This window comes from Gulosibacter molinativorax, assembly GCF_003010915.2.
Classification (GTDB): domain Bacteria; phylum Actinomycetota; class Actinomycetes; order Actinomycetales; family Microbacteriaceae; genus Gulosibacter; species Gulosibacter molinativorax.
In genome coordinates, this window is the sequence record NZ_CP028426.1 from 1,390,529 (window position 1) to 1,414,130 (window position 23,602).

A 23,602-nucleotide genomic window follows, 5' to 3' on the forward strand; every position below is an offset into this window, starting at 1 on the left:
AGGAGCGAATCATGCGAGTCATGGCACAAATGGCAATGGTGATGAACCTCGACAAGTGCATCGGCTGTCACACGTGTTCGGTCACGTGTAAGCAGGCCTGGACAAACCGCAAGGGCACCGAGCAGGTCTGGTTCAACAACGTCGAGACCCGCCCAGGACAGGGCTACCCGCGCGGCTACGAGGACCAGGAGAAGTGGCAGGGCGGCTGGGCGCTGAGCCGCTCGGGACGGCTCAAGCTCAAGGCCGGCGGGAAGTGGAAGAAGCTCGCCCAGATCTTCTCCAACCCGAAACTCCCCGAGCTCGACGACTACTACGAACCGTGGAGCTACGAGTACGAGAACCTGCTGAACGCCCCCGAGCAGAAGCAGATCCCCACCGCCCCGCCAAGATCGCTCCTCACCGGCGAGCGCATGCAGATCAAGTGGTCGGGCAACTGGGATGACGACCTCGGCGGCACGTACGCGGTGGCTGACAAGGACCCGATGCTCAAGGGCCTCGAGGACAAGGTCAAGCTGGAATTCGAGCAGACCTTCATGTTCTACCTGCCGCGCATCTGCGAGCACTGCCTCAACCCGTCCTGTGCCGCATCCTGCCCGTCGGGCGCGATCTACAAGCGCGAAGAGGACGGTATCGTCCTCGTCGACCAGGACACGTGCCGAGGCTGGCGGATGTGCGTGACCGGCTGCCCCTACAAGAAGATCTACTTCAACCACCGCACCGGCAAGGCCGAAAAGTGTACTTTTTGCTATCCCCGCATCGAGAACGGTGAGCCGACGGTGTGTGCCGAGACCTGCGTTGGCCGACTCCGCTACATCGGGCTCGTGCTTTACGACGCCGATCGCGTGACCGAGGCCGCATCCACCCCCAACGAGAAGGATCTCTACGCGGCGCAGCGCGATCTCATCCTCGATCCCTCAGACCCCGAGGTGATGAACGCCGCCGAGCGCTCGGGTATCCCGCACGACTGGATCGAGGGCGCCCAGAAGTCGCCAATCTACAAGCTCATCAAGGAGTACGAGGTCGCGCTGCCGCTGCACCCCGAGTACCGCACGATGCCGATGGTCTGGTATATCCCGCCGCTTTCACCCGTGGTGGATGTGGTCAAGGATGCGGGGTACGACGCCGAGGACTCGATCAACCTCTTCGCCGCAATCGAGGACCTGCGCATCCCCATCGAGTACCTCGCGAACCTCTTTACCGCTGGCGACGTCGATATCGTGGCGGACGTGCTCCGCCGCATGGCCGCGATGCGCTCGTACATGCGCGACATCAACCTCGGCGGCGAGGGAGATGCGTCGATCCCCCACTCGGTGGGTATGGACCCCGACTCAATGGAGGAAATGTATCGGCTGCTCGCGATCGCGAAGTACAACGAGCGTTACGTGATCCCCGCCGGCCACGCCGAGACCGCGCATAACCTCGAGGGCATCAATACCGACTGCCCGCTCAATGACGATGGCGGGCCCGGCATGGGCGGCATGTGGGATATGCCGAGCGAGACCGGGGTGCGTGAGACCGGTTCTGCGCGCGCCGACCTCGCGGGACGGGTAAACCTCCTGAACTGGGATGGCAACGGCACGCCGAAGGGCCTCTTCCCGACCGCACGACCGAGCGAGGCATAGCATGCTCGTCCCGCTCAAGTTCCTCAAGAAATGGCGCGAACGCGCGGACCGCGCAGGTACCGACGCACTCGAGACCGCGGTGCCGCTCACCGAACCGGAGATGCGCGCGGTCTGGCTCATCGCATCCTGGCTCATCGGCTACCCGAGTGACGCGCTCTATGAGCGGCTCGGCCGGATGCGGGGGCTCGCAGGCACGCTCCCGGTCGGCGTCGGCGGCCCGCTCGTCGAGGTCATCCGCGCGCTCGAGGAAGACGACCAGTTCGAGGTGCGGGCTGACTACGTCGAGACCTTTGACACCCGCCGGCGCGGCTGCCTCTACCTGACCTACTTTATGAACGGCGACACGCGAAAGCGTGGGATGGCACTCCTCGAGATCAAGGAGACCTACCAGCAGGCGGGGCTCGATGTCTCCGACGACGAGCTCCCCGATCACCTCTCGTACGTCCTAGAGTTCGGTGCCGCACACGATCTCCGGGCGGCCCTCTCGATTCTGCTGAAGAACCGCGCCGGAATCGAGCTGCTGCGCATCCACCTCGTCGAGACGGGATCGCGGTGGGCCGGGGCCCTCACGGCCCTGTGCGCGACACTGCCGCCGCTTGATACGAGCGATATCTCAGAGGTGCAGCGACTCGCCGCCGAGGGACCGGCCGAAGAGCGCGTCGGCCTCGCTGGCTACGGCGACGACGGCTCGCTCGACATGCCGCCCGCCGACATGACGCCATACCGCGTGCCGTCCTCCTCGACCTCCGCATTCATCCCGCTCGAAGACGTGAAAGGCCCACTGCAATGAACGACACCCTCGGCCTCATCATGTGGGTCATCATCCCCTACATGGCGCTCGTGAGCTTCATTCTCGGACACGTGTGGCGCTACCGCTACGACGGCTTCGGCTGGACGACGCGCTCGAGCCAGATGTACGAGTCGAAGCTGTTGCGGATCGGCTCGCCACTTTTCCATTACGGCATCATCTTCGTGTTTCTCGGCCACGTTGTCGGCCTCGCGATTCCGAAATCATGGACAGCCGCGGTCGGTATCTCCAACGAGGTCTACCACTTCATGGCCGTGACGATCGGCCTCGGTGCGGCCGCCGCGACCGTCGGCGGCCTCGCGCTGCTCATCTACCGCCGCCGCACGAACAATCGAGTGTTCGGCGCCACCACCAAGATGGACAAGCTGATGTACCTCATGCTCGCGATCACGATCCTGGCGGGCGTCTACTCGACGATCTTCGAGTCGCTCATCGGCCACTACGACTACCGTGAGGGCATCTCGGTGTGGTTCCGCCAGTTCTGGATCTTCCAGCCGGATGTTGGGCTCATGACGAGCGCGCCGGTCGGGTTCCAGGTCCACGTGATGTCGGCCATCCTGCTCTTCGCGCTGTGGCCCTTCACACGTCTCGTACACGTGTTCACGGTGCCGCTCGGGTACCTCACGCGTCCGTACATCGTCTACCGGTCGAAGGATGCGGTGCGCCAGCCCGAGCGTCGCGGGTGGGAGAAGGTGGACTTCTAGCGTTGGCGTCTCGCTGGAAATGCCAGAAGCTCCGAAACGCAAGCTGCCCGGTCGAATGACCGGGCAGCTTGCGTTTCTCCGTGCCGCCGCTTCGATACGAATCGCTGCGCGATTCACTCAGCGGGCGGGGCCATGAGGCTTATTAGCTGAAGCTGCGGCCCTCAGGGTAGTCACGGGCGGCTGCACCCGTGTACAGCTGCTGCGTGCGGCCGATCTTCGACTTCGGGTCGCGGCTCTGCTCGCGCCACTGAGCGATCCACCCGGGAAGGCGACCAATCGCGAACAGCGGGGTGAACATCCGGGTCGGGAAGCCCATCGCCTTGTAGATAATGCCGGTGTAGAAGTCGACATTCGGGTACAGGCGGCGGTCCTGGAAATACGAGTCGTTGAGTGCGTACTGCTCGAGCTCAAGGGCGATCTCGAGCAGCGGGTCGTCAACGCCGAGCGCGTCGAGGACCTCGTCCGCCGACTCCTTCACGAGCTTCGCGCGCGGGTCGTAGCTCTTGTAGACACGGTGTCCGAAGCCCATGAGCTTCACGCCGTCTTCCTTGTTCTTCACGCGCTCGACGAAGCGGGCCACGCCCTCGCCGGACTCCTTGATCTCCGAGAGCATGTTGAGGACGGCCTCGTTCGCACCACCGTGCAGCGGCCCGTACAGCGCCGAGATGCCGGCCGAGATCGAGGCGTAAATATTCGCCTCGGTCGAGCCGACGAGGCGAACTGTCGAGGTCGACGCATTCTGCTCGTGGTCGGCGTGCAGGATCAGCAGGCGCTCGAGCGCCTTCGAAAGGACTGGGTTCGGTTCGTACTCCTCCGCGTACGTCGCGAAGTTGAGCATGAGGAAATTGTCAACGAACCCGAGCGAGTTGTCCGGGTACATGAACGCCTGGCCGATGGACTTCTTGTGCGCGTACGCAGCGAGCACCGGCAGCTTCGCGAGGAGGCGAATCGTGTTGATTTCAACGGCCTCGTCGTCGTGCACGTCGAGGCTGTCCTCGTAGTACGTGGCGAGCGCGGCAACGGCGCTCGAGAGCACCGACATCGGGTGTGCGGAGTCGGGCAGTGCCTGGAACAGTGGCTTGAGGCCCTCACGCAGGAGCGTGTGCCGACGAATCTTCTCGGTGAAGTCCGAGTACTCGGTCTCAGTCGGGAGCTCCCCGTGGATCAGCAGGTAGGCGACCTCAAGGAAGGTCGACTTTTCAGCCAGCTGTTCGATTGGGTACCCGCGGTACCGCAGGATGCCTTCATCGCCGTCGATGTAGGTGATCTCCGACTTGGTCGAAGCGGTGTTGACGAAGCCGTAGTCGAGGCCCGTGTAGCCAGTCTGCTTCGTGAACGTGGACAGGTCGATCGATCCACGTCCTTCCGTAGCCGGCAGGATGGGGAACTCGGCAGTGCCGCCGGGGAAGGTCAGGGATGCGACCTGTGGCGCGTCATTCGTTTGGTCGAGCTGCTCGCTCACGGAACCTCCTGGAACGCTTTTGTCAGTTGCGCCGCGCACTTCGTGATGGCGACACCAAGGACTAGCCTAAACGGTGGTGGACTGTCTTCATGACAACCACAACAAATCAGGCTTTGGGTTGCTCTTAGCTACAAGCTTACTCATGGGACTGCGGCGGGAGCGCCGCAATCAACGGGTGATCGAAGTCGTACGGACCAACCTTCGCAGCGCCGCCGGGCGAACCAATTTCCTCGAAGAAATCGACGTTGGCCTGGTAGTAGTCGCTCCACTCATCCGGGACATCGTCCTCGTAGTAAATGGCCTCCACCGGGCAAACCGGCTCACACGCACCGCAGTCGACGCATTCATCGGGGTGGATGTAGAGCATCCGTTCACCCTCGTAAATGCAGTCCACTGGGCATTCATCAACACATGCGCGGTCCTTGAGATCAACGCAAGGTAGTGCGATCACGTAGGTCACGACCGAACCACTCCCTCTCTCCCGACAAACGTCCCTCTAGTCTAGTGCTGTTTGGAGGTGAGGCCGGTCAGCCCCGCGTGGCGCGAGAATCCGCGGATTGGCGCTTTTCGGGCGTCCGGATGCGCGGCCAGAGCACCGGCACGAAGACCAGTATGGCCGAGCCATACATCCAGATCTCGCTCACGCCGAAGCCATTCTGGGATGCCGGGAGGACGACCGAGGCACCCGCGCCCGAGGTCGTAAACATCGCAACAACCCCGGCGACGCCGATCGCGAAGGCAAGCCCGGGCATCCGCTCATCGAGGTAATACCGAAGGCCAAACGCGACGCAGCCGATCGCGATGAGCGCGAGCGGCAGGCCGATCCACCACGCAGTATCGAAGAGGGCGATGCGCCCCCGGTGCGCGAACGTCCCCACCGTTCCCGCGAGTACCCCGAAGACGAGGTACGCGAGGAAGGTGAGGACGGATTCGACGTTGCGAGCCAACGGGATCGATTAGCCTTCGCGCTTGCGGCGGGAAGCCTCGCGGCCACGCGTCGTGGCATCGAGCTGCAGCTTTCGGATGCGGACAACCTCGGGGGTGACCTCGACGCACTCGTCGTCGCGAGCAAACTCGAGGGCCTCTTCGAGGGTGAGCAGGCGCGGCGGGGTGAGCTTCTCGAACTCATCCGACGAAGCCGCACGCATGTTCGTGAGCTTCTTCTCCTTGGTGACGTTCACATCCATGTCGTCGGCACGCGTGTTCTCGCCGATGACCATGCCCTCATACACCTCGTCGCCGGGCGAGACGAAGAAGGACATGCGCTCCTGCAGACCAATCATCGCGAACGGCGTCGCGGTGCCCGAGCGGTCGGCCACAATCGAGCCGTTCACGCGGGTCGTGATCTGGCCAGCCCAAGGCTCGTAGCCAGCGGCCAGCGAGTTGACGATGCCAGTACCGCGAGTCAGCGTCATGAACTCGCTGCGGAAACCGATGAGGCCACGCGATGGAACGGTGTACTCCATGCGCACCCAGCCCGAGCCGTGGTTCTCCATGCCGTCGAGGCGTGCCTTGCGGGCCGCCATGAGCTGCGTGATCGCGCCCAGGAATTCCTCCGGGACGTCGATCGTGGTGTTCTCGTACGGCTCGTGCTTCTGGCCGTCGATCATCTTCGTGACCACCTGCGGCTTGCCCGCGGTGAGTTCGAAGCCCTCGCGGCGCATGTTCTCAATGAGCACCGAGAGCTGCAGCTCGCCACGGCCCTGGACTTCCCACGCATCCGGGCGACCAATGTCGTTCACGCGGATCGAGACGTTACCGATGAGCTCGCGGTCAAGGCGGTCCTTCACCATGCGCGCGGTGAGCTTGTGTCCCTTGACCTTGCCGACCAGGGGCGAGGAGTTCGGGCCGAGCGTCATCGAGATCGCGGGCTCGTCGATCGTGATGGTCGGCAGCGGACGAATGTCGTTCGGGTCAGCGATCGTGTCACCGATGGTGATGTCCTCGATACCCGCGATCGCGACGATGTCACCCGGGCGAGCCTGGTCGGTCTGCACGCGCTCGAGGCCCTTGGTCTCGAGCAGCTCGGTGATGCGGAGGTTCGTGGTCTCGCCCTCGTGGACCCACGCGACGGTCTCGCCCTTCTTGAGCGTGCCGTTGTGCACGCGCAGGAGCGCGAGTCGGCCGAGGAACGGCGACGAGTCGAGGTTCGTGACGTGCGCCTGCAGCGGTGCCTCGGGGTCGTACTTCGGTGCCGGGATGTGGTCGAGGATCGCCTTGAAGAGCGGCTCGAGGTTGTCGTTGTCCGGCAGCTCGCCGTTGGCGGGCTTGTTGGTGGATGCGGCACCTGCACGGCCGGATGCGTACAGCACCGGCAGGTCGAGCAGCGAGTCGATGTCGAGGTCCGGGACGTCCTCTGCGAGGTCACCCGCGAGGCCGAGCAGGAGGTCCTGCGCCTCGCCAACGACCTCGTCGATTCGAGCGTCGGGACGGTCGGTCTTGTTCACGAGCAGCACGACGGGCATGAGCGCCTCGAGTGCCTTGCGAAGCACGAAGCGAGTCTGCGGCAGCGGACCCTCGGAGGAGTCCACGAGCAGCACAACGCCATCCACCATCGACAGCGCACGCTCGACCTCGCCACCGAAGTCGGCGTGGCCCGGGGTGTCGATCACGTTGATGGTGATCGGACCGTCGGTCGCGTGTTCGCCGTCATAGCGAATCGCCGTGTTCTTGGCAAGGATCGTGATGCCCTTTTCGCGCTCGAGGTCGTTGGAGTCCATGACTCGCTCTTCATCGGCGTGCTGGGAATGGTCGCCGAAGGTGCCAGTCTGCTTCAGCATGGCGTCCACGAGCGTGGTTTTGCCGTGGTCTACGTGAGCAACAATTGCTACGTTGCGGAGGTCGGAGCGACGGGCGAGCGAGGGGTTGGTCATACGGGGGTGACTTTCTTGTAGAAATGTCGGACGCTCCAGTCTACGCGCTTAGGGCAGAATTGGCGCGTGCCTCCTAGCAATCGGGCCCCGGGCGCCCAAGTTTTTGCCCACCGTTCCCCTCGTATTCACCTCGCGCGGGTGCGTTTGCGCTGGGAAATCTGGCTCGTGCTCGGGCTCTCACTCCTCCCTTCAGCGCTCACCGCAATCGTTCGACTCCTCGAACTTGCCGCCCAGCCGACGCCGCTCGGCGATTCTTCCTCTGCGCTGAACCCGAGCGCATCCGAATTCCCCGTGTTCGATGTGGCATACCGCCTCATCAGCATCGGCAGTACGCTCGTACCCGTCGCGCTCGTGATCTGGCTGCTGTGGTCGCGACACGAGTCCGGCTTCCGCCGCATCGGGTTGGATGCGCACTGGCCGGGCGACCGGTTCGGCCCGCTTCGCGATTTCGGCGGCGGCCTGCTGCTCGCAGCCGGGATCGGCATTCCAGGGCTCGCGCTCTACGCAGTCTCCCGCGCGATGGGCCTTACCGTGCAGGTAGTCGCGGGCGATACGTCGATGGCGTGGTGGACGGTCGGGCTGCTCGTGCTGTCGGCGCTGCGGGCCGCGCTCCTCGAGGAGGTCGTGGTCGTGGGCTACCTCGCCACGCGGCTACACACTCTGGGCTGGGGCCGGTGGTCGATCATCCTCGCCTCGGCAGTACTGCGCGGCTCGTATCACCTATACCAGGGCGTGCCAATGGCGTTCGGCAACGTCGTGATGGGCATCGTCTACGCGTACGTCTTCACGCGCAAGCGGCGCGACGGCAAGCGCCCTCGCGTCATGCCGCTCGTGATCGCGCACTTCCTGCTCGACGTCGTGTCTTTCCTTGGGTACCCCCTGGCCGCCCAGTGGTGGCCAGGGTTGTTCTAGCGGACGGAGGCCTTCGCGAGGGTTTCGGCGTACGGGTCCGCGAGGACATCCTCGAGGAGGCGCACCTCGCCGGTCGGCCCCGCGAGCGGCAGGCTCCAGTTGGGGTACTCCCGGTAGGTTCCCGGCTGATTGATCGGGCGCCGGTCCCCCGCGAGATCGGCTAGGGCCACCTGAAAGAGCTGCGAGGCGCCGCCCGCAATGTACTCGTGCAGCGCAGTGACGACCTCCTCGGTCGTCGGCTCATCGCCGATGAGACCTTGCTCGCGCAGGAGCGCGCGGTAGGCATCGATCGTCGCGACTTCGTCCGCTCGCTCATCCTCGACCGGTCGGGTGAGCAGCCCGAGCCGCTCACGCAGGTCGACGTGCGCGAGCTCGAGGTACCCAGCCGTCGGTGGGAGGTCGTGCGTCGTCACCGAGGCCAGGCATTCGACGCGGTAATCCTCGGGACGCTTGGGCGAGCCATCTTCCGCGCGCTCGAACCACATGATCTGCGTGCCGTAGACGTGCCGCTCTGCCATGACCTCGCGGGTCAGGTCAGACACCGTGCCGAGGTCCTCGCCGATTACGAGCGCGCCAGCGCGCTCGGCCTCGAGCAGCAGCACCCCGATCATGGCCTCGTGATCGAACGTGACGTAGGTACCCTGCGTCGCGGGCATCCCCGCCGGCACCCACCACTGTCGGAACATGCCGAGGATGTGGTCAATGCGAAGCGCACCGGCTCCCACAAAGGCCTTGCGGAGCATGTCGCGCAACGGAGTGTAGCCGGTGGCCTCGAGCGCATCCGGGCGCAGCGGCGGCTGCGACCAATCCTGTCCAAGCTGGTTATATGCGTCCGGCGGCGCGCCGACCGAGACGCCGCGCGCGAGCGAATGATTCAGCGACCACGCGTCAGCGCCCGAGGGATGCACGCCGACCGCGAGGTCGTTCATGACGCCGATCGACATGCCCGCGGTCCGCAGCGCATCCTGCGTGCGAACCTTCTGCTCCTGGAGTGCAAACTGCACCCAACAGTAAAACTCGATGCGGTTGGCGTGCTGTTGACGGAACTCGTCGACTGCGGGCCCGCTCGGGTCCTGGAATTCGACCGGCCAGTCGCGCCAATTGCCGCCGAGCTGCTCGCACATCGCGCTCCACGTCGCGAAATCGATGAGGCTCTCCCCCTCGGTCTCGCAGAACTCCCCGAAGACTCGCCAGCGCTCGTGATCGCCGCGACGGGCGGCCTCAAAGCAAATGCCGAGCGCCTCGCGCTTGGCCAGCCAACTCGCGTCACGGTCGATCGAATCCACGAGATTCATGGCCTGGCCGTATGACGCGAGCTCGCGCATCCGCTGCTCTTCAGGCTCCTGCAGGTCGAGTTCCTCGACGAGGTCTTCGATGTGGATGAGGCTCGGGTCGCCGAAGCGACGGCTCGTCGGGAGGTACGGCGAGGGCTCGATCGGGGTCGTGACCGACGGCGCGTGGAACGGGTTGACCAGTACGAAGTCGGCGTCTTGCTCCGCGCCCCACTCGCCGAGCGCGCGGAGATTGTGGAGGTCGCCGATGCCCCAAGAGTCGGCGCTGCGAGCCTGGTAGAGCTGCGCCATGATTCCCCACGCCCTGCGGTCGAGGTTTGAGCTCGCCGAGTCGGGCGCGACGATCAGCGTCGCGGTGTGCTCGTTCTCGCGGCGGCGCGAGCGGCGCGCGGGGCGCGCGGGGCGGTGTGAGGATGCGCGTTCTGCGGTGTCTTCGCCGGCCGTTTCGGCGCCTTCGCCCGCTGACTCGGGGGTCTGCGCCGAACCGACAACCGCGACAATCTCATGCCAGCCGATCGGGAGACTAGCTGGGAGTCGGAACTTCGCCTCACCCACACTCGCACCGTCAACCTCCCGCGGGGCCACGTTGTGCTCGACCTGCTCTGCGTCGACGACGGCGCCGTCTTCAAGCCGGACGGTCACTGTGACTGGCGATCCCGCCGGGACGTGCACCAGGAATTCCTGCGCTCGACTCGGCCGGGTCACGGTGGTCGGTGGCAAGGTCTCGCGCCACGGGCGATCCTCGACCGCGGCGAGCGCGGCTTCGGCCGCCTCATCGGTCGAAGCATCCACATCGAGCGCCGCAAGCACGGCAACGAGTGTCTCGGGGGCTACGTCAACGTAGTTCCCGAGCCAGTCGTGGTAGGACGCGGAGATGCCGTAGCGCTCCGCGAGCTGAGCAAGAACCTGGGTGGCCGACAATGCACTCACAATGTTGAGTGTATGTGCATGATCTTTCTTGTCTAGCCGATCGTGAGTGTGTCGCCGGAAACCGCGACCGGAATACTCGTGAGGGGTTCCTGCGCCGGTCCCGCAACCGGCTCTCCCGTCGAAATGTCGTAGTAGCTTCCGTGGCAGCCGCAGTGCGCGCCACGATCCTGCACGTCGGTGAGCACGCATCCTTGGTGCGTGCAGATCGCGGTGAAGGCGAGGAACTGCCCTTCCGTCGGTTGTGTCACAACGACCTCGCTCGCCTTGATCACGACTCCCCCACCAACGGGAACCTCGGCCGCGGGCAACGTCACCGGCTCGGCGACCGGTGCTGCGGTCTCGCCCGCGTCCTGGCTACCGCTGCTGCACGCGCTCAGCAGGAACGCGGCGGCGGTACCGCCTCCGATCAGTGCCGCACTGCGGATGAATACGCGCCGGCTCGGGCCCGTGGGGTCCTCTCGGCTACCTGCCGAAGTGGATGGCACCGTGTCCGAAGGCAATTGCTCAATCATGTCCGATCCCCGCTCCCGACCCGCCGTTACTGACCCGCTCATGCATACGACCCGGTTATGGCAACCGAGATGGCAATAGTTTAGGACTCGGAGGGCGCCGAGACTTATTAATCGGCGAGTGCCTTGCTAATCCGCGAGAGCTTTGCCCTTTTGTTCGGGCAGGAGGAACGCGGCACCGGCAGCGATTGCGAACGCGATCGCGAAGACGGTAAACACGAGCACCGTTCCGCCACCGCCCGCGGTGATGAGCACCGGCACGAGCAGCGGCGCGATAATCGACGCGATCCGACCGAAGCCTGCTGCGGCTCCGGCACCCGTGCCGCGAATGTTCGTCGGGTAAAGCTCCGGACCGATCGCGTAGAGCGCGCCCCAGGCCCCGAGGTTGAAGAACGAAAGCAGGCAGCCCGCGAGGATAATGAGCCACTCCTGCCCCGCGATCCCGGAGTAGCCATAGAGTGCGGCCGCAAACGCCGAACCGATGAGGAAGACCGCGAGTGTGCCACGGCGTCCCCAAACCTCGATGAGCCACGCGGCGGCGGCGTATCCGGGCAGCTGCGCGAGCGTGATGATGAGCGTGAATTGGAACGACTTCACGAGCGGGAATCCGGCCTCGACGAGCAGGCTCGGAATCCAAATGAACGCGCCGTAGTAGCTGAGGTTGATGCAGAACCACACGATCCACAGGCCGGTCGTGCGCCTCCGCATCCCCTTCGACCAGATCGATGGCGCATCCTCGCTCGCATCGTGCGTGGTTGCTGGCTGCACCGTAAGATCGATCGGCCCCGCGGCCTCGAACTTGCGTACCGCGGCCTCGGCCTCGTCCTCGCGCCCCTTCGATTCAAGGAAACGCACGGACTCGGGAAGGCCGAGGCGCACGACCAGGGCGTATACCGCCGGCACCGTACCGAGCGCGAGGGCCCAGCGCCAGCCGTCCTCGCTCACGGGAACGACGAACGTGCCGATCAGCGCGGCAAGAATCCAGCCGACCGCCCAGAACGCCTCAAGCCACACGACCATGCGTCCGCGAATCTTGCGCGGCGCGAATTCACTCACCAGCGTCGAGGCAACTGGGAGCTCGGCACCGAGGCCGAGGCCGACGATGAACCGGAAGGCCATGAGCATCGCGACCGACGTCGACAGCGCCGATGCGCCGGTCGCCAGCCCGTAGATGAGTAGGGTCAGCGCAAAGACCTGGCGGCGGCCGATCTTGTCGGCGATGAGGCCGCCGAAGGTCGCGCCGAGCGCCATTCCCACGAAGCCAATGGATGCGATCCAGCTCGCTTCGGTCGCGGTGACGAGCTGCTGGGCGCTGAGTGCCGCGATGACGAACGAGATGAGCCCGACGTCCATCGCGTCAAGGGCCCAGCCGACTCCGGAACCCCACAGCAATTTGCTGTGCTCTCGGTTGGGCTTGAGCCGATCGAGTCGTTCGGATCGGGTGAGGACCGGGGTCTGTTCAGCCGCTGAAGTCACGTGACGCTCCTGGCTCAGGCGGAGTACCGCGCTGGTTTGCTATCGGCTGATTACGATACTCGCTTGCTACTCGGTATCGAGCGCCTCGATGAGCTTTCCTGCCGATTTGCCACCGATGAGGCCAACGTGCAGGGCGAGGACCGAGTGGTCCTTGAAGGCAATGACGACGCGGCCGGGCTCGAGGAATCGGGAGCGCTTCCAGATGCGCACGATGTCACTACGCTCCGCCGACCACTCGGGTTCGATCTCGTCCACGCCATTAACGTCGACGACCATGAGTCGCTGGTTGGTGACGAGAATCTCGCTCGTGGGGACGTCGAGCGCCTTGCGGAGCCCGGCCGCCTTGCAGCCGGTGCAGCCGAGGTAGGAGCCGCCATCGAGCTGCTCCTGGACGATCCGCTCAAATTCCTTGTCGTACGGGTTAAGCTCGGCAAGTTCGATGCGCGATTGCGCGTCGAGGTTCTCCGTCTCGGGTTCCTCATCATTTTCAAAGCGGTCGTCCTCGAGATCAATCTCGGACTCGATACAGCGAGCGGGCTGCATCCACTTTGGCTCTTCTCCTTCGCGCATCAGATGCGCGACTTGGCGAGCAATCACATCGGTCGTAGTAGGCACGGCCATATATGTTGGCACGAATTCCGAGGATTCGCACTCTGTTTTCTGATAGCGATCGACTATGTGGCACCTTGCGGTGGATGCATGAGCAGGTCGACTCGTTCGCTGAGATACCTGGCCAAAGGAATTGCGCTGATCAGCGGCGTGTTCGTGTGCCACCTCACGACGAGTTCACCGTCCCGTAACGAAACGGGACCCGTTTCGTTAATTACAACGCTCTCATCGATTAGCGCCGTGTCGAAGTGGACTGTCTCACCTTCAGCGAAGCCGCCGCGGATGGCAGCGTGCCGCATGGCGTCGCGCCGGCGCGCCGATTCCGATGCGTACCCCAGAATCGGTGGGGGTTCGTGCGCACGCAACGTGGCGCCCGCCGCGCGCACATTCCCATCCTCGTCAATGAGAAGAACACCCAGGCGCCAGGCGCGAGTGAGCGGCGCAATCCGCTCGGGCCGGAGGATCAGAAATCGCCGCCGCGGCGCCTCGTACTCTCCGACCGCCTCGGTGGCGATGCCTGCGGCGAGCAGCGCATCCCGGTGAAGGGTCGCCAGGGAACGGAGACGTTCGCCAACACTCATGCTCACGAAGATACTCCGGGCATGTATTCGCGGGCGCTTTGAGCACTGAACGTCCAAATCTTGTGCGGGCCAGCCCTGACCCCGCGAGCTTGTCCGGGCAATCTGGTCGGGCCATCTTGGTCGGGCCATCTTGGTCGGACCATACAAGATCCCTGGGCGATTCAGACTCGGGTGCCAAAATGATCGGGTGACCGCCCAAGATTCTGCCCTCCCGGCCCTCGAGCCGAATATCACTGACACCGCGCTCATCTTCGAAGGTGGCGGGATGCGCGCGAGCTACACGTCGGCGGTAGTCTCGTTGCTCCTCGAGCAGGGCATCTATTTCGACTGGGTTGGGGGCATTTCGGCTGGCGCGAGCAACACTGCCAATTATCTTTCCCGCGACGTCAAGCGCAGCTACGAGTCGTTCGTAGAGTTCGCGGCGGACCCGAACTTTGGCAGTATGCGAACGTGGGTCGAGGGCAACGGCCTGTTCAACGCGCCCTATATCTATGAGCAGGCCGGGGTAGCCGGTGCCGCCCTCCCCTACGACTGGGACACGTTTCGCGCGAATCCCGCCCAATTCGCAGTCGGTGCGTTCGAAATGGAAACCGGGAAGATGCAGTACTGGGGGCGCGAGAGCATAGACGAGCTGCACGATTTCATGCTGCGGGTCCGCGCATCCTCGAGCCTGCCGGTGCTCATGCCTCCGGTCGAGCTCGACGGCAAAACCTATGTGGACGGCGCGCTCGGCCCAACCGGCGGATTCGCACTCGATGCGGCGCGTGCCGCCGGATACACGAAGTTCTTTGTCGTGATGACTCGGAGCCGGGAGTACATCAAACCTCCCCAACGCGTCAGCGGTTTGTACAGACGCCTCTTCCGGAAGTATCCCGCCGTGATCAACGGCATCCTGCACCGACCACACCGGTACAACGAGAGCCGCGCCGAACTCTTCGAGCTCGAGCGCAAGGGCGAGGCCTATTTGTTCACGCCGGAGCACCTCAGCGTGTCGAATTCCGAGCGGGATGTGCGAAAGCTTCGCCGCTCATACGAGCTCGGCGAGCAGCAGGCGAGGCGCGAGCTCCCCGTCATGCGCGAGTTCCTCGGCATCTGAGCTCCAGACGCGCGAACGCGCCGGGGGCTTCTGCCACCCGGCGCGTTCGTAGCGCCGTTGTCTTCGGGCGAACTAGCTCGCGTCTTCGACCTTGAAGCCGACCCGCAGCGTGACCTGGAAGTGCTCGACTTGGCCGGAGTCATCGATGACGCCGCGAGTCGAGACCATCTCGAACCATTCCAGGTTGCGAACAGTCTGCGCGACTCGTTCGAGTGCGTTCTTGATCGCTTGGTCGGTGCCATCCGAGGAGGAACCGACGACCTCTGTAATTTGATATGTGTGGTTGGACATGGCCTCACGCTATGCGCGAACGCTCCAGGACTGCTGTGCGTCGGAGACTAGGAACGCGCCTCTTCGAGGTCGTTCAATGCGTCAAGCGCGGCCTCGTAGTTCGGCTCCTGACCGGTCACGGGAACCTGCTCCGTGTACAGAACCTTCCCGTCCTCGTCGATTACGACGACGCTTCGTGCCAGGAGTCCCGCGAGCGGACCATCCTGCTGAATCACGCCGTAGTCCTCGCCGAAGCTCGAGCGAAAGGCCGAGGTCGTGACCACGTTCTCAATGCCTTCGGCGCCGCAGAAGCGTCCGAGCGCGAACGGGAGGTCCTTCGAGACGCCGACGACGACGGTGTTGTCGAGGTCCGCGGCGAGTTCGTTGAACTGGCGCACCGAAGTCGCGCAGACGCCGGTGTCGATCGACGGGAAAATGTTGAGGACAACTCGCTTACCTCGGTAATTCTCGAGGGAGACGTCGCCCAAGTTGTTATCCACGTTGGTGAAGTTCGGTGCGTCGCTGCCAACTTCGGGGAGCTCGCCGGAGGTCGTAACTGAAATGCCACTGGTGATGATGTTTGCCATGGCGTCATCCTCGCATCCATTCGTGAGCGGGGAGCTGAGCGACGAGCCGAGCCGCCCGCGATTCCCATTCGATCGTCGCTGAGATTGCGCTGTCGTTTGCTGCCACTATTCTTATTCCGACTTTTCGGAAGGGACCACACTCATGGCCGGTGGCTTCGTAGCACTCCTCGATGACATTGCTGCCCTCGCGCGTGCCGCGGCCGCGACGCTCGACGATGTCGGGGTAGCCGCGGCGAAAGCATCGAGCAAGGCCGCTGGCGTCGTGATCGACGACGCCGCTGTGACTCCGCAATACGTGGATGGCTTGAAGCCCGAACGGGAGCTCCCGATCATCTGGAAGATCGCGCGTGGCTCGCTCTTCAACAAGATCGTGATCATCCTGCCGCTCGCGCTCCTGTTGAGCGCGTTCGTTCCGTGGCTCCTGCAACCGATCCTCATGTTGGGCGGCGCGTTCCTCTGTTTCGAGGGTGCGGAGAAGATCTGGGAGAAGATCCACGGCCGCAACGTCGAGCAGGAGGCTCCTGCGGTTGCCAAGGAAGGCGAGAAGGACGAGAAGCAGATCACGAGCGGGGCGATTCGCACCGACCTCATCCTGAGTGCCGAGATCATGGTGATCTCGCTCAACGAGGTCATCAACGAGCCGTTCTGGAACCGAGTGATCATCCTGATCGTCGTCGCGATCGGCATCACGGCCCTGGTCTATGGCGCGGTGGCACTCCTCGTGAAAGTCGACGACTTCGGCCTCAGCCTGATGCAGCGCGATTCGAAATTCTCGCAACGCTTCGGCAAGGGGCTCGTCAACGCGATGCCGCACGTGATGGATGTCATCTCAATCGTCGGCACCTTCGCCATGCTGTGGGTAGGTGGTCACCTCATCCTCGTCGGCGCGGATTCCCTCGGCTGGCATGCACCGTACGAACTCGTGCACACGCTTTCCGCGCCCGCCGCGGGGATTGCCGGAATTGGCGGCTTCCTCGCGTGGCTCATCGACACGCTCTGTTCGATGATCCTCGGCTTCATCGTCGGCTCGATCATCGTGCTCGTCGCGCATTACCTGCCATTCGGCCACGGCAAGGATGGGCACGGCAAAGACGGCCGCACCGAGCACGAGAAGGCGGCGGATGCACCGGCCACGGGCGGCGACTCGGCCGATCCTGACGCCAGTGAGGCCTCCCAGTCGAGCGCAAACTGACGGATTCCCCAGGCCACTCCTGTTGTACTCATGGCAACTGGTGGTAGCCTTCTTGCTTTGTGGGATCAGCGTGTGATCCCAATGAGTAATCCCTAGTACGAGGTGGTCCCGACTCAATGACAATCACTACCGCAATCGTCGGCTACGGCAACCTGGGCCGCAGCGCCGAAACCCTGATCAAGGCACAGCCTGACCTTGAACTCTTCGGCATCTTCTCGCGTCGTAGCGAGCTCGACACCAACACCCCGGTCTACCCCGTTGACTCGATCAACGATTACGCCGACAAGATCGATGTCCTCTACCTCTGCCTTGGCAGTGCGACCGATATCCCCGAGCAGGCACCAGCCTTTGCGAAGAACTTCACGACGGTCGACACCTACGACAACCACAAGCGGCTGCCCGCGCACTACGCGACGATGGATGCGGCGGCCAAGGAGTCGGGCAACGTTTCGATCATCGCGACCGGCTGGGACCCGGGCCTCTTCTCGCTCAACCGCGTGATCGGCGCATCCGTGTTCCCCGAACCGCAGCAGAACACGTTCTGGGGCCGCGGCCTCTCGCAGGGTCACTCAAACGCGATTCGAGGCGTCGAGGGCGTCAAGTATGGCGTGCAGTACACGATTCCCCGCGAGGATGCGATCGAGGCCGCAAAGGCCGGCAACGGTGCCGACATCGACAGCAAGGATGCGCACCTGCGCCAGTGCTGGATCGTCGCGGACGAGGCGGACCACGACCGCATCACCGAGACGATCGTGAACATGCCCGACTACTTCGTTGGCTACAAGACTGAAGTGCACTTCATCGGCGAGGAGGAGTTCCTCCGCGACCACCAGGGTCTCCCCCACGGTGGTCGCGTGATCACCTCCGGCCAGCTGGGCGACACGAAGAGCACCGTTGAGTTCGTACTCGACCTCGAGTCGAACCCCGACTTCACCGCATCGGTGCTCGTCGCGTACGGCCGCGCCGCAGCGCGCCTCAAGGCCGACGGCCAGACTGGCGCGTTCACCGTCCTCGAGGTGCCCCCGTACCTGCTGTCGACCAAGTCCCTCGACGAGCTCATCGCGCAGGACCTCTAGACCCGCTCAATGGCCTGCGGCCTGGCTCCAGGATTGGAACCAGGCCGCAGGCATTTTCGTTAGGGGGTTTCGGACTCGGTCTCCGGTTCGAGCCCCTCACGGTCATCGGCATCCGCTACCGTCTTGCGCAGCTTCACCTCGGCGATGCGGTTCCCATTGAGCTGCGCAACCTCGAGCTGATACCGCACGCCATTCGACGTGAGGTCGTCCTCGTAGTCTTCGGTCTGGTCCGGTTCAATCGGCACAATGTCGTCGGCGCGAGCGAGGCGCCCGAGCTGGTCGAGCATCCACCCGGCAATGGTTTCGTAGGAGCCTTCCGGCAGGTGGATGCCGGTCGCCTCGGCAAAGTCTTCGAGGTTCATAGAGCCGTCAAACGACCGGCTCTCGTGGAGGCGCAAGATGGCCCGCCGCTCGACCGAGTCGTACTCGTCCCAGATCTCCCCGACGAGCTCCTCGAGAAGGTCTTCGAGCGTGACAATGCCGTCCGTGCCGCCGTACTCGTCGATGACCACCCCGATGTGCGTCGCCGTCGCACGCAACTGTCGCATCGCATCCGGCACCCGAACCGTCGACGGGAAATAGGCGATCTTGCGCATGAGCGAGCTAATCACCGAATCGCCATGCCCCGACGCCGCGTGCTGCAGAATATCGCGCACGTGAACGAAACCGATGATGTTGTCGATGTCGCCATCGAACACCGGATAGCGCGAGTACGGCTGGTCGACGAGGCCTTCGGCGACCTCGGTGACGGTACTCGAGGCCTCGAACGCGACAATATCGCTGCGGTGCCGCATCACCTCGACCACGAGCATGTCGTTGGCGTCGAAGACGTCCGCCAGGAGCTTGCGCTCGTCGTCGCCGAGGCCCTCGTGCGTCGTGACGATCTCGCGCACCTCTTCGTTCGACATTTCCTCGGTGCGGGCATTCGGGTCGAAACCAAGGATGCGCAAGAGCAGGTTCGAGGAGGAGTTTACGATCCAGATCAGCGGCGTCATGAGCTTCGCGAAAATGTTGAGCGGTGGGGCGACCGCGAGGCTCACGGTGGCCGCCTTCTGCATAGCGATTCGTTTCGGCACGAGTTCGCCCAGGACGAGGCTGAAGTAGGACACGAGCAGGGTGATGGCCACGAGCGCGATCGCATCCGCCGCTCCCGGCGCCATGCCCCAGCCGACGAGCACTGGGCTCACCTGCGGCGCGATCGTGGAGGCACCGAATGCTGAGGATAGGAATCCGGCGAAGGTCACACCGATCTGCACCGCCGAGAGGAATCGGCCCGAGTCCCGGGCGAGACTCGCGACGGTGCGTGCCGCCTTGTTACCCCGTTCGAATTGCTTGATTTGTGACTCGCGCAGCGAGACAAGTGCCATCTCGGTCGCCGCAAAGATCCCACCAATCAAAACGAATAGCAGCACCAAAAGCAGATCGAGAAGTATACTCACGCTGTCATTCTGTCAGGTTCGAAAACTCCGCACCTTAGTGGGCGTTCGAGCCGGTGCGCGGCTCTCGACCGACCACGCTGAGGTACCAGCTGTAGAACGCGATCCAAAAACCAAGGTGGATGCGGGGTGCCAACTTCTCGGTTTGCCCGTCCGGCAGTATCTTCCGGGCCCCGGCGATCAGCCCCATCGAGAGGGCGACGACGAGCAGGAACCTCGGGATGCGCGCCGGGACCGACCAAGCGAGGAATCCGAGGAACGACTGCCGCTGGGTGCCCGCAGCCCGAGCGTAGATCTTGTACGGAACGCCTCGGAGCGGGCCCCAGAGCATCCCGCGGTTGCCAACCCGGGCGACCTCCGCATCCGCCTTGTCGATCATGTCGCCGGAGATCGCGGGAAGCTTCCGCAGCAGTCGCTTCGACTCGCGCGGAGTGGTGTTTTGACTCCAGAAGAACGTCGCGACGCCTCCGGCGAGCGCTCCCCCGAGCGCGGCGAATGCCGCGGCGACCCCGCGCTTTGGGGAGTGAATCGTCGCTCGGGTGATCCACACATCCGGCACGATGAAGAAGCAGGTGGCCTCGGCCGCGCCCCAGGCGGCGGCGATGATACTGCTCGCCACCGGGCCGCCTCGGCGCTGAGGTCGTTTCGTTGCACGCGTCATGGTTCGCAAGCGTAGAGGAGGATGCGCAGATGAGCGTGAGGGCTGATGCCGTCGTGTGCCCCGGGATTCTAAACTCACGGTCATGGCCGGGGAGTATGTAGACGAGGGCGATGCTGGAACGAGTGGTGCGGGGCGCGAAGCCGCGGCCCATGGTCTCGAGCGGCGCAATATTCCGCAGCGCTCGACCGGATGGGCGAAGCGAGCCGCCGACCTGCTCTACGCCGCAAGACTCACGCCGAACAGCATCTCGGTGTTGTCGGTAGTGATTGCGTTCATCGGCGCGGTTGCGCTCGGGCTTTCTGGTTTCGTCCCCGCGCTCGATATCCCCCGGTGGGTGCTGCTCGTCATCGCCGCCGTGTGCATCCCACTGCGCCTGCTGTGCAACATGTTCGACGGCATGCTCGCCGTCGAGAAGAGGATGCACTCGCCGACCGGTGACCTCTTCAACGAGCTACCCGACCGCATTGCTGATGTGGCGCTGCTCGTTGGTGCTGGCTTCGCGACAATCGGTCTGTGGCGCTCGGATGGCGCGGCCTGGGGCACCGGTGTCGACTGGGGGCTCGCCCTCGGCTGGCTCGCCGCGGTGCTCGCGATACTTACCGCGTACGTGCGGACGCTCGGTGCCGCGAACGGCGTCGGCAACTTCTTCGGTGGTCCGATGGCGAAGCCGCCACGGATGTGGCTGCTCGTCATCGGTTCTCTGCTGTCTATCGCCGAGCCCGGCCTTGGCCTGCCGCGCGGCATCGTGCTCGCGATCACGCTCGGAGTCATCGCTCTCGGATCGCTGATGACGGTGATCGTTCGATTGCGCAAGATCACGCTCGCGCTGCGGGCGGCGTCGCAGGCGGATGCGGCTGATGCGGCTGATGCGGCTGGCCGACCATGACACGAATCATTCGCGAACTCCTCGCGGGGCTCGTCCGCCTGATCACCGGCGCGCGTCCGGTCGTGGACGAAGGGCTGTCGCCACGCGCCAGTGTCCTGGACCTACCCCCGCAGATGGTGCTGTATGCGAATCACTCGAGCCACCTCGACTTCGTGACGGTCTGGGCGGTCGTGCCGCGGCGCATACGAGACCGCTTACGCCCCGTCGCCGCGGGTGACTACTGGGGCTCCGGCCTGAAGCGCTGGCTGGCCACGAATATCTTCAATGCTTACCTCGTTGATCGAGGCGGTGGGAGGGGCGGGAGCAACAGCAACGGGAACAGCAATAGTCCCGGCACCGACCAGATTGCCGATATGCTCGCGATTCTCGACGACGGTGACTCCCTCCTCATCTTCCCGGAGGGCACGCGCGGGGACGGTACCGACGTTGCCCGTTTTCGCTCGGGCCTTTACCGCCTCGCCCAGGCACGGCCCGACGTACCCGTCATTCCCGTCGCGCTATCAAACCTTGGCAGGATGCTGCCCAAGGGCGCGGTCGTGCCCGTGCCGCACCTCGTCACGGCGACGTTCCTCACGCCCGTTCGCCTCGAACCGGGCGAGGATCGGGCGGAATTTCTCGAGCGGGCGCGGCTTTGCCTTGCTGAGGTTGTCCGGGAGGCCCAGACATGATCGGGGACACAGAATGATGGCCGGTTGGCAGTTCGGTTTGCTCGATGAGACCGGGTTAAGGCTCTTCGCCGGTGTCGGAGCGGTGCTCATACTCGCGACAGCCATCACCTTCGTACTATCGATCACCTTGCGCGCCGAGCGGCACGCAGGCCTCATCTCCAACTTGAGGCTGCGGGTCGGGGCCTGGTGGGTCATGGTGATCATGCTCTACGCGGTGCTCGCGGGCGGCGAGACGGTCACCATCCTCTTCTTCTTCGTGCTGTCCTTCTTGGCGCTGCGCGAGTTCATCACCATCTCTCGGACGACGCAGCGCGATCACAGTGCGCTCGTGTGGATGTTTTGGATCATCCTACCGATCCAATATTTCGCCGTATGGCAGCACTGGTACGGGTTCTTCGCCGTGTTCATCCCGGTGTACGCGTTCCTCTTCCTGCCAGCACGGAACGCTCTCGCCGGCGACACGAAGGATTTCTTGCGCCGCACGGCGACGACGCAGTGGGCGCTCATGGTGTGCGTCTACTGCGTGAGCTATGCGCCCGCGATCCTGCAGCTGCCGGTCGCGTTAGAACTTGGCAAGGTCGCGGCGGATGGCTCACCGATCGGCTCGGGCGGCCCGGCGGGCGCGAACCTTCTCATGTTCCTGCTGATCGTGGTGCAGGGAAGCGACGTCTTCCAGTACATCTGGGGAAAGACACTCGGCCGGCATAAGATCGCGCCCAACGTGAGCCCGAACAAGACCGTCGAGGGCTTCGTCGGCGGCATCCTCACGGCGACCGCGCTCGGTGCCGCCCTGTGGTGGATTACGCCGTTCGAGTGGTGGCAGGCCGCAGCGCTTGCGTTCGTGTCCTGTCTGCTCGGTTTCGCGGGCGGGCTCGTGATGAGTGCGATTAAGCGCGACCGCGGCATCAAGGACTTCGGTGCGCTCATCCCCGGCCACGGCGGCATCATGGATCGCATCGACTCGCTGTGTTTCGCCGCGCCCGTGTTCTTTCACCTCGTGCGCTTCTTCTTCGCGGCCGCGTAAGCGCGTTACCCCGCGAACGTCTGCCCCAAGAACGTTTTCAGCACGTGCAGGAAGGATGCTGGCTGTTCCGAGTGCACCCAATGCCCCGCATCCTTGATCGTGATGCGGTTGGTGCGCGGGAACAGTCGCTTCATGAGCGGGAGCTGGTCGGTGCTGACATAGTTCGACTTCGCGCCACCCATCCACAGCACGGGGCCGTCGAAGTGCCCTTCGCCGTAGTCGGGCTCGCCGCCGATGACATCGAGCGACGCATACAGGAGGTCGAGGTTCGGCTCCCACTCGAAACCATCGCGGCCGCGCTTCAGATTCTGCAGCAAGAAACCCCGCACGGTGCGGCTCGGAATGTGTTCGGCGAGGGCCTCACCCGCCTCACCACGGCTGTTGATCGTGGAAAGGTCGAGGGCCTTCAGGCTCCCGAGCAGGTGAGTAAAGTCCGTGTTCTGGCCTCGATCCGGCCCAGGCGTCGCGCCCGGCCCCATGTCGACGATGACGACGCGTTCGAACAGCTCGGGATGCCGGGTCGCAAGCACCATTGCCATCTTGGCACCCATCGAATGACCGACGAGATTGACCGGCACATCCTTGGCATAGCCGCCCGCAAGCACGGCTGCGAGGAGGTCGGCCTGCTCCGCATAGTCGAACCGCTCGGTCCAGCCCGACTCGCCGTGGTTGGGCAGATCGACTAGCAGGCTCGTGTGCGTCTCAGCCAGGCCCTTAGCCGCGGTCATAAAGTTCTTGCCGCGCCCCATCAGACCGTGGAAGAAGACGACCCGCCCGCTTCCCGTTCCAACCTCTTGCGTCTTGATGTGAAAAGACTCGGGCAGCAGTTCAGTCATGAGGGTGTTGGCCTTTCGTGCGGGTGCTTTCACGGTAGACGAAAGGCATGCGGTTCGCGCTATTGCCGTCTACTCCCCTTCCCCCCCCCCGC

The 23,602-nt window shown here is 64.2% G+C and carries 24 protein-coding genes; 10 read left to right on the forward strand and 14 right to left on the reverse strand.

Going from position 1 to position 23,602, the window contains the following annotated elements:
• The first annotated feature begins 11 nt into the window (after positions 1-11).
• From narH to narI, 3 genes are read left to right on the forward strand one after another with little or no spacing between them, the layout of a single operon-like run.
• The gene (gene narH / locus GMOLON4_RS06545; protein WP_035732013.1) at positions 12-1,622 is read left to right on the forward strand and encodes a nitrate reductase subunit beta; all 1,611 of its coding nucleotides are present in this window, start codon (positions 12-14) and stop codon (positions 1,620-1,622) included.
• Position 1,623: 1 nt separating this feature from the next.
• A complete protein-coding gene (narJ, locus tag GMOLON4_RS06550; protein WP_084147347.1) occupies positions 1,624-2,412 on the forward strand; it encodes a nitrate reductase molybdenum cofactor assembly chaperone in 789 nt (262 codons plus the stop codon).
• Entirely contained in the window at positions 2,409-3,134 is a 726-nt protein-coding gene (gene narI / locus GMOLON4_RS06555; protein ID WP_026936166.1) for a respiratory nitrate reductase subunit gamma, read from the forward strand. The genes narJ and narI overlap by 4 nt, the downstream gene beginning before the upstream one ends.
• Positions 3,135-3,276: 142 nt before the next feature.
• On the opposite strand, the gene GMOLON4_RS06560 is transcribed toward narI, so the two are convergent.
• The 4 genes from GMOLON4_RS06560 to typA form a co-directional block, all read right to left on the reverse strand.
• Positions 3,277-4,596: a citrate synthase gene (locus GMOLON4_RS06560; RefSeq protein ID WP_084147348.1), complete on the reverse strand. Its 1,320-nt coding sequence runs from the start codon at positions 4,594-4,596 to the stop codon at positions 3,277-3,279.
• A gap of 136 nt (positions 4,597-4,732) precedes the next feature.
• Positions 4,733-5,056, reverse strand: a complete 324-nt coding sequence (gene fdxA, locus GMOLON4_RS06565) for a ferredoxin (protein ID WP_026936168.1) — start codon at positions 5,054-5,056, stop codon at positions 4,733-4,735.
• 67 nt (positions 5,057-5,123) lie between these two features.
• Positions 5,124-5,543 carry a DUF1129 domain-containing protein gene (locus GMOLON4_RS06570; RefSeq protein ID WP_026936169.1) on the reverse strand — a complete coding sequence of 140 codons (420 nt, stop codon included), beginning with the start codon at positions 5,541-5,543 and terminating at the stop codon, positions 5,124-5,126.
• A 9-nt stretch (positions 5,544-5,552) separates the two neighbouring features.
• Positions 5,553-7,469: a translational GTPase TypA gene (gene typA / locus GMOLON4_RS06575; RefSeq protein WP_026936170.1), complete on the reverse strand. Its 1,917-nt coding sequence runs from the start codon at positions 7,467-7,469 to the stop codon at positions 5,553-5,555.
• Between the two features lie 138 nt (positions 7,470-7,607).
• Between typA and GMOLON4_RS06580 the strand changes: the two genes are divergently transcribed.
• A complete protein-coding gene (locus GMOLON4_RS06580) occupies positions 7,608-8,381 on the forward strand; it encodes a CPBP family intramembrane glutamic endopeptidase (RefSeq protein ID WP_245575364.1) in 774 nt (257 codons plus the stop codon).
• Here the strand turns inward: GMOLON4_RS06580 and malQ are convergent.
• The 5 genes from malQ to GMOLON4_RS06605 form a co-directional block, all read right to left on the reverse strand.
• Positions 8,378-10,603, reverse strand: coding sequence for a 4-alpha-glucanotransferase (gene malQ, locus GMOLON4_RS06585; protein WP_026936172.1), 2,226 nt, complete (start codon positions 10,601-10,603; stop codon positions 8,378-8,380). The two genes, GMOLON4_RS06580 and malQ, sit on opposite strands and share 4 nt — an antisense overlap.
• Before the next feature lie 32 nt (positions 10,604-10,635).
• Complete coding sequence (locus GMOLON4_RS06590) at positions 10,636-11,115, reverse strand: QcrA and Rieske domain-containing protein (protein WP_084147350.1); 480 nt, start codon at positions 11,113-11,115, stop codon at positions 10,636-10,638.
• A gap of 126 nt (positions 11,116-11,241) precedes the next feature.
• The gene (locus tag GMOLON4_RS06595; RefSeq protein ID WP_026936174.1) at positions 11,242-12,588 is read right to left on the reverse strand and encodes an MFS transporter; all 1,347 of its coding nucleotides are present in this window, start codon (positions 12,586-12,588) and stop codon (positions 11,242-11,244) included.
• 66 nt (positions 12,589-12,654) lie between these two features.
• The gene (locus tag GMOLON4_RS06600; RefSeq protein ID WP_146137425.1) at positions 12,655-13,203 is read right to left on the reverse strand and encodes a hypothetical protein; all 549 of its coding nucleotides are present in this window, start codon (positions 13,201-13,203) and stop codon (positions 12,655-12,657) included.
• Between the two features lie 59 nt (positions 13,204-13,262).
• Positions 13,263-13,778 (reverse strand): hypothetical protein, encoded by a 516-nt coding sequence (locus GMOLON4_RS06605; RefSeq protein ID WP_051266332.1) that lies wholly within the window; start codon positions 13,776-13,778, stop codon positions 13,263-13,265.
• Between the two features lie 187 nt (positions 13,779-13,965).
• Here GMOLON4_RS06605 and GMOLON4_RS06610 point away from each other — a divergent pair, with 187 nt between their 5' ends.
• On the forward strand, positions 13,966-14,874 hold the full coding sequence (locus GMOLON4_RS06610) for a patatin-like phospholipase family protein (RefSeq protein WP_035732015.1): 909 nt from the start codon (positions 13,966-13,968) through the stop codon (positions 14,872-14,874).
• 72 nt (positions 14,875-14,946) lie between these two features.
• On the opposite strand, the gene GMOLON4_RS06615 is transcribed toward GMOLON4_RS06610, so the two are convergent.
• Entirely contained in the window at positions 14,947-15,165 is a 219-nt protein-coding gene (locus GMOLON4_RS06615; protein ID WP_026936177.1) for a dodecin, read from the reverse strand.
• A 47-nt stretch (positions 15,166-15,212) separates the two neighbouring features.
• Positions 15,213-15,731, reverse strand: a complete 519-nt coding sequence (tpx, locus tag GMOLON4_RS06620) for a thiol peroxidase (protein ID WP_026936178.1) — start codon at positions 15,729-15,731, stop codon at positions 15,213-15,215.
• Positions 15,732-15,873: 142 nt separating this feature from the next.
• On the opposite strand from tpx, the gene GMOLON4_RS06625 reads away from it, so the two are divergent.
• Entirely contained in the window at positions 15,874-16,923 is a 1,050-nt protein-coding gene (locus GMOLON4_RS06625) for a DUF808 domain-containing protein (protein WP_051266334.1), read from the forward strand.
• Positions 16,924-17,039: 116 nt separating this feature from the next.
• A complete protein-coding gene (locus tag GMOLON4_RS06630) occupies positions 17,040-17,999 on the forward strand; it encodes a diaminopimelate dehydrogenase (protein ID WP_026936179.1) in 960 nt (319 codons plus the stop codon).
• Positions 18,000-18,058: 59 nt separating this feature from the next.
• Here the strand turns inward: GMOLON4_RS06630 and GMOLON4_RS06635 are convergent, their stop codons facing one another.
• Positions 18,059-19,438: a hemolysin family protein gene (locus GMOLON4_RS06635; protein WP_051266336.1), complete on the reverse strand. Its 1,380-nt coding sequence runs from the start codon at positions 19,436-19,438 to the stop codon at positions 18,059-18,061.
• Positions 19,439-19,472: 34 nt separating this feature from the next.
• The gene (locus GMOLON4_RS06640) at positions 19,473-20,054 is read right to left on the reverse strand and encodes a hypothetical protein (protein ID WP_026936180.1); all 582 of its coding nucleotides are present in this window, start codon (positions 20,052-20,054) and stop codon (positions 19,473-19,475) included.
• Between the two features lie 124 nt (positions 20,055-20,178).
• On the opposite strand from GMOLON4_RS06640, the gene GMOLON4_RS06645 reads away from it, so the two are divergent.
• Genes GMOLON4_RS06645 through GMOLON4_RS06655 form a run of 3 tightly spaced genes read left to right on the forward strand, consistent with a single transcriptional unit; the run spans position 20,179 to position 22,674 of the window.
• Complete coding sequence (locus GMOLON4_RS06645; protein WP_084147351.1) at positions 20,179-20,982, forward strand: CDP-alcohol phosphatidyltransferase family protein; 804 nt, start codon at positions 20,179-20,181, stop codon at positions 20,980-20,982.
• Complete coding sequence (locus GMOLON4_RS06650) at positions 20,979-21,650, forward strand: lysophospholipid acyltransferase family protein (RefSeq protein WP_035732017.1); 672 nt, start codon at positions 20,979-20,981, stop codon at positions 21,648-21,650. The genes GMOLON4_RS06645 and GMOLON4_RS06650 overlap by 4 nt, the downstream gene beginning before the upstream one ends.
• Before the next feature lie 13 nt (positions 21,651-21,663).
• A complete protein-coding gene (locus tag GMOLON4_RS06655; protein ID WP_245575365.1) occupies positions 21,664-22,674 on the forward strand; it encodes a phosphatidate cytidylyltransferase in 1,011 nt (336 codons plus the stop codon).
• A 5-nt stretch (positions 22,675-22,679) separates the two neighbouring features.
• Here GMOLON4_RS06655 and GMOLON4_RS06660 read toward each other — a convergent pair whose 3' ends face one another.
• The gene (locus tag GMOLON4_RS06660) at positions 22,680-23,510 is read right to left on the reverse strand and encodes an alpha/beta fold hydrolase (protein ID WP_026936183.1); all 831 of its coding nucleotides are present in this window, start codon (positions 23,508-23,510) and stop codon (positions 22,680-22,682) included.
• Between the last annotated feature and the right edge of the window lie 92 nt (positions 23,511-23,602).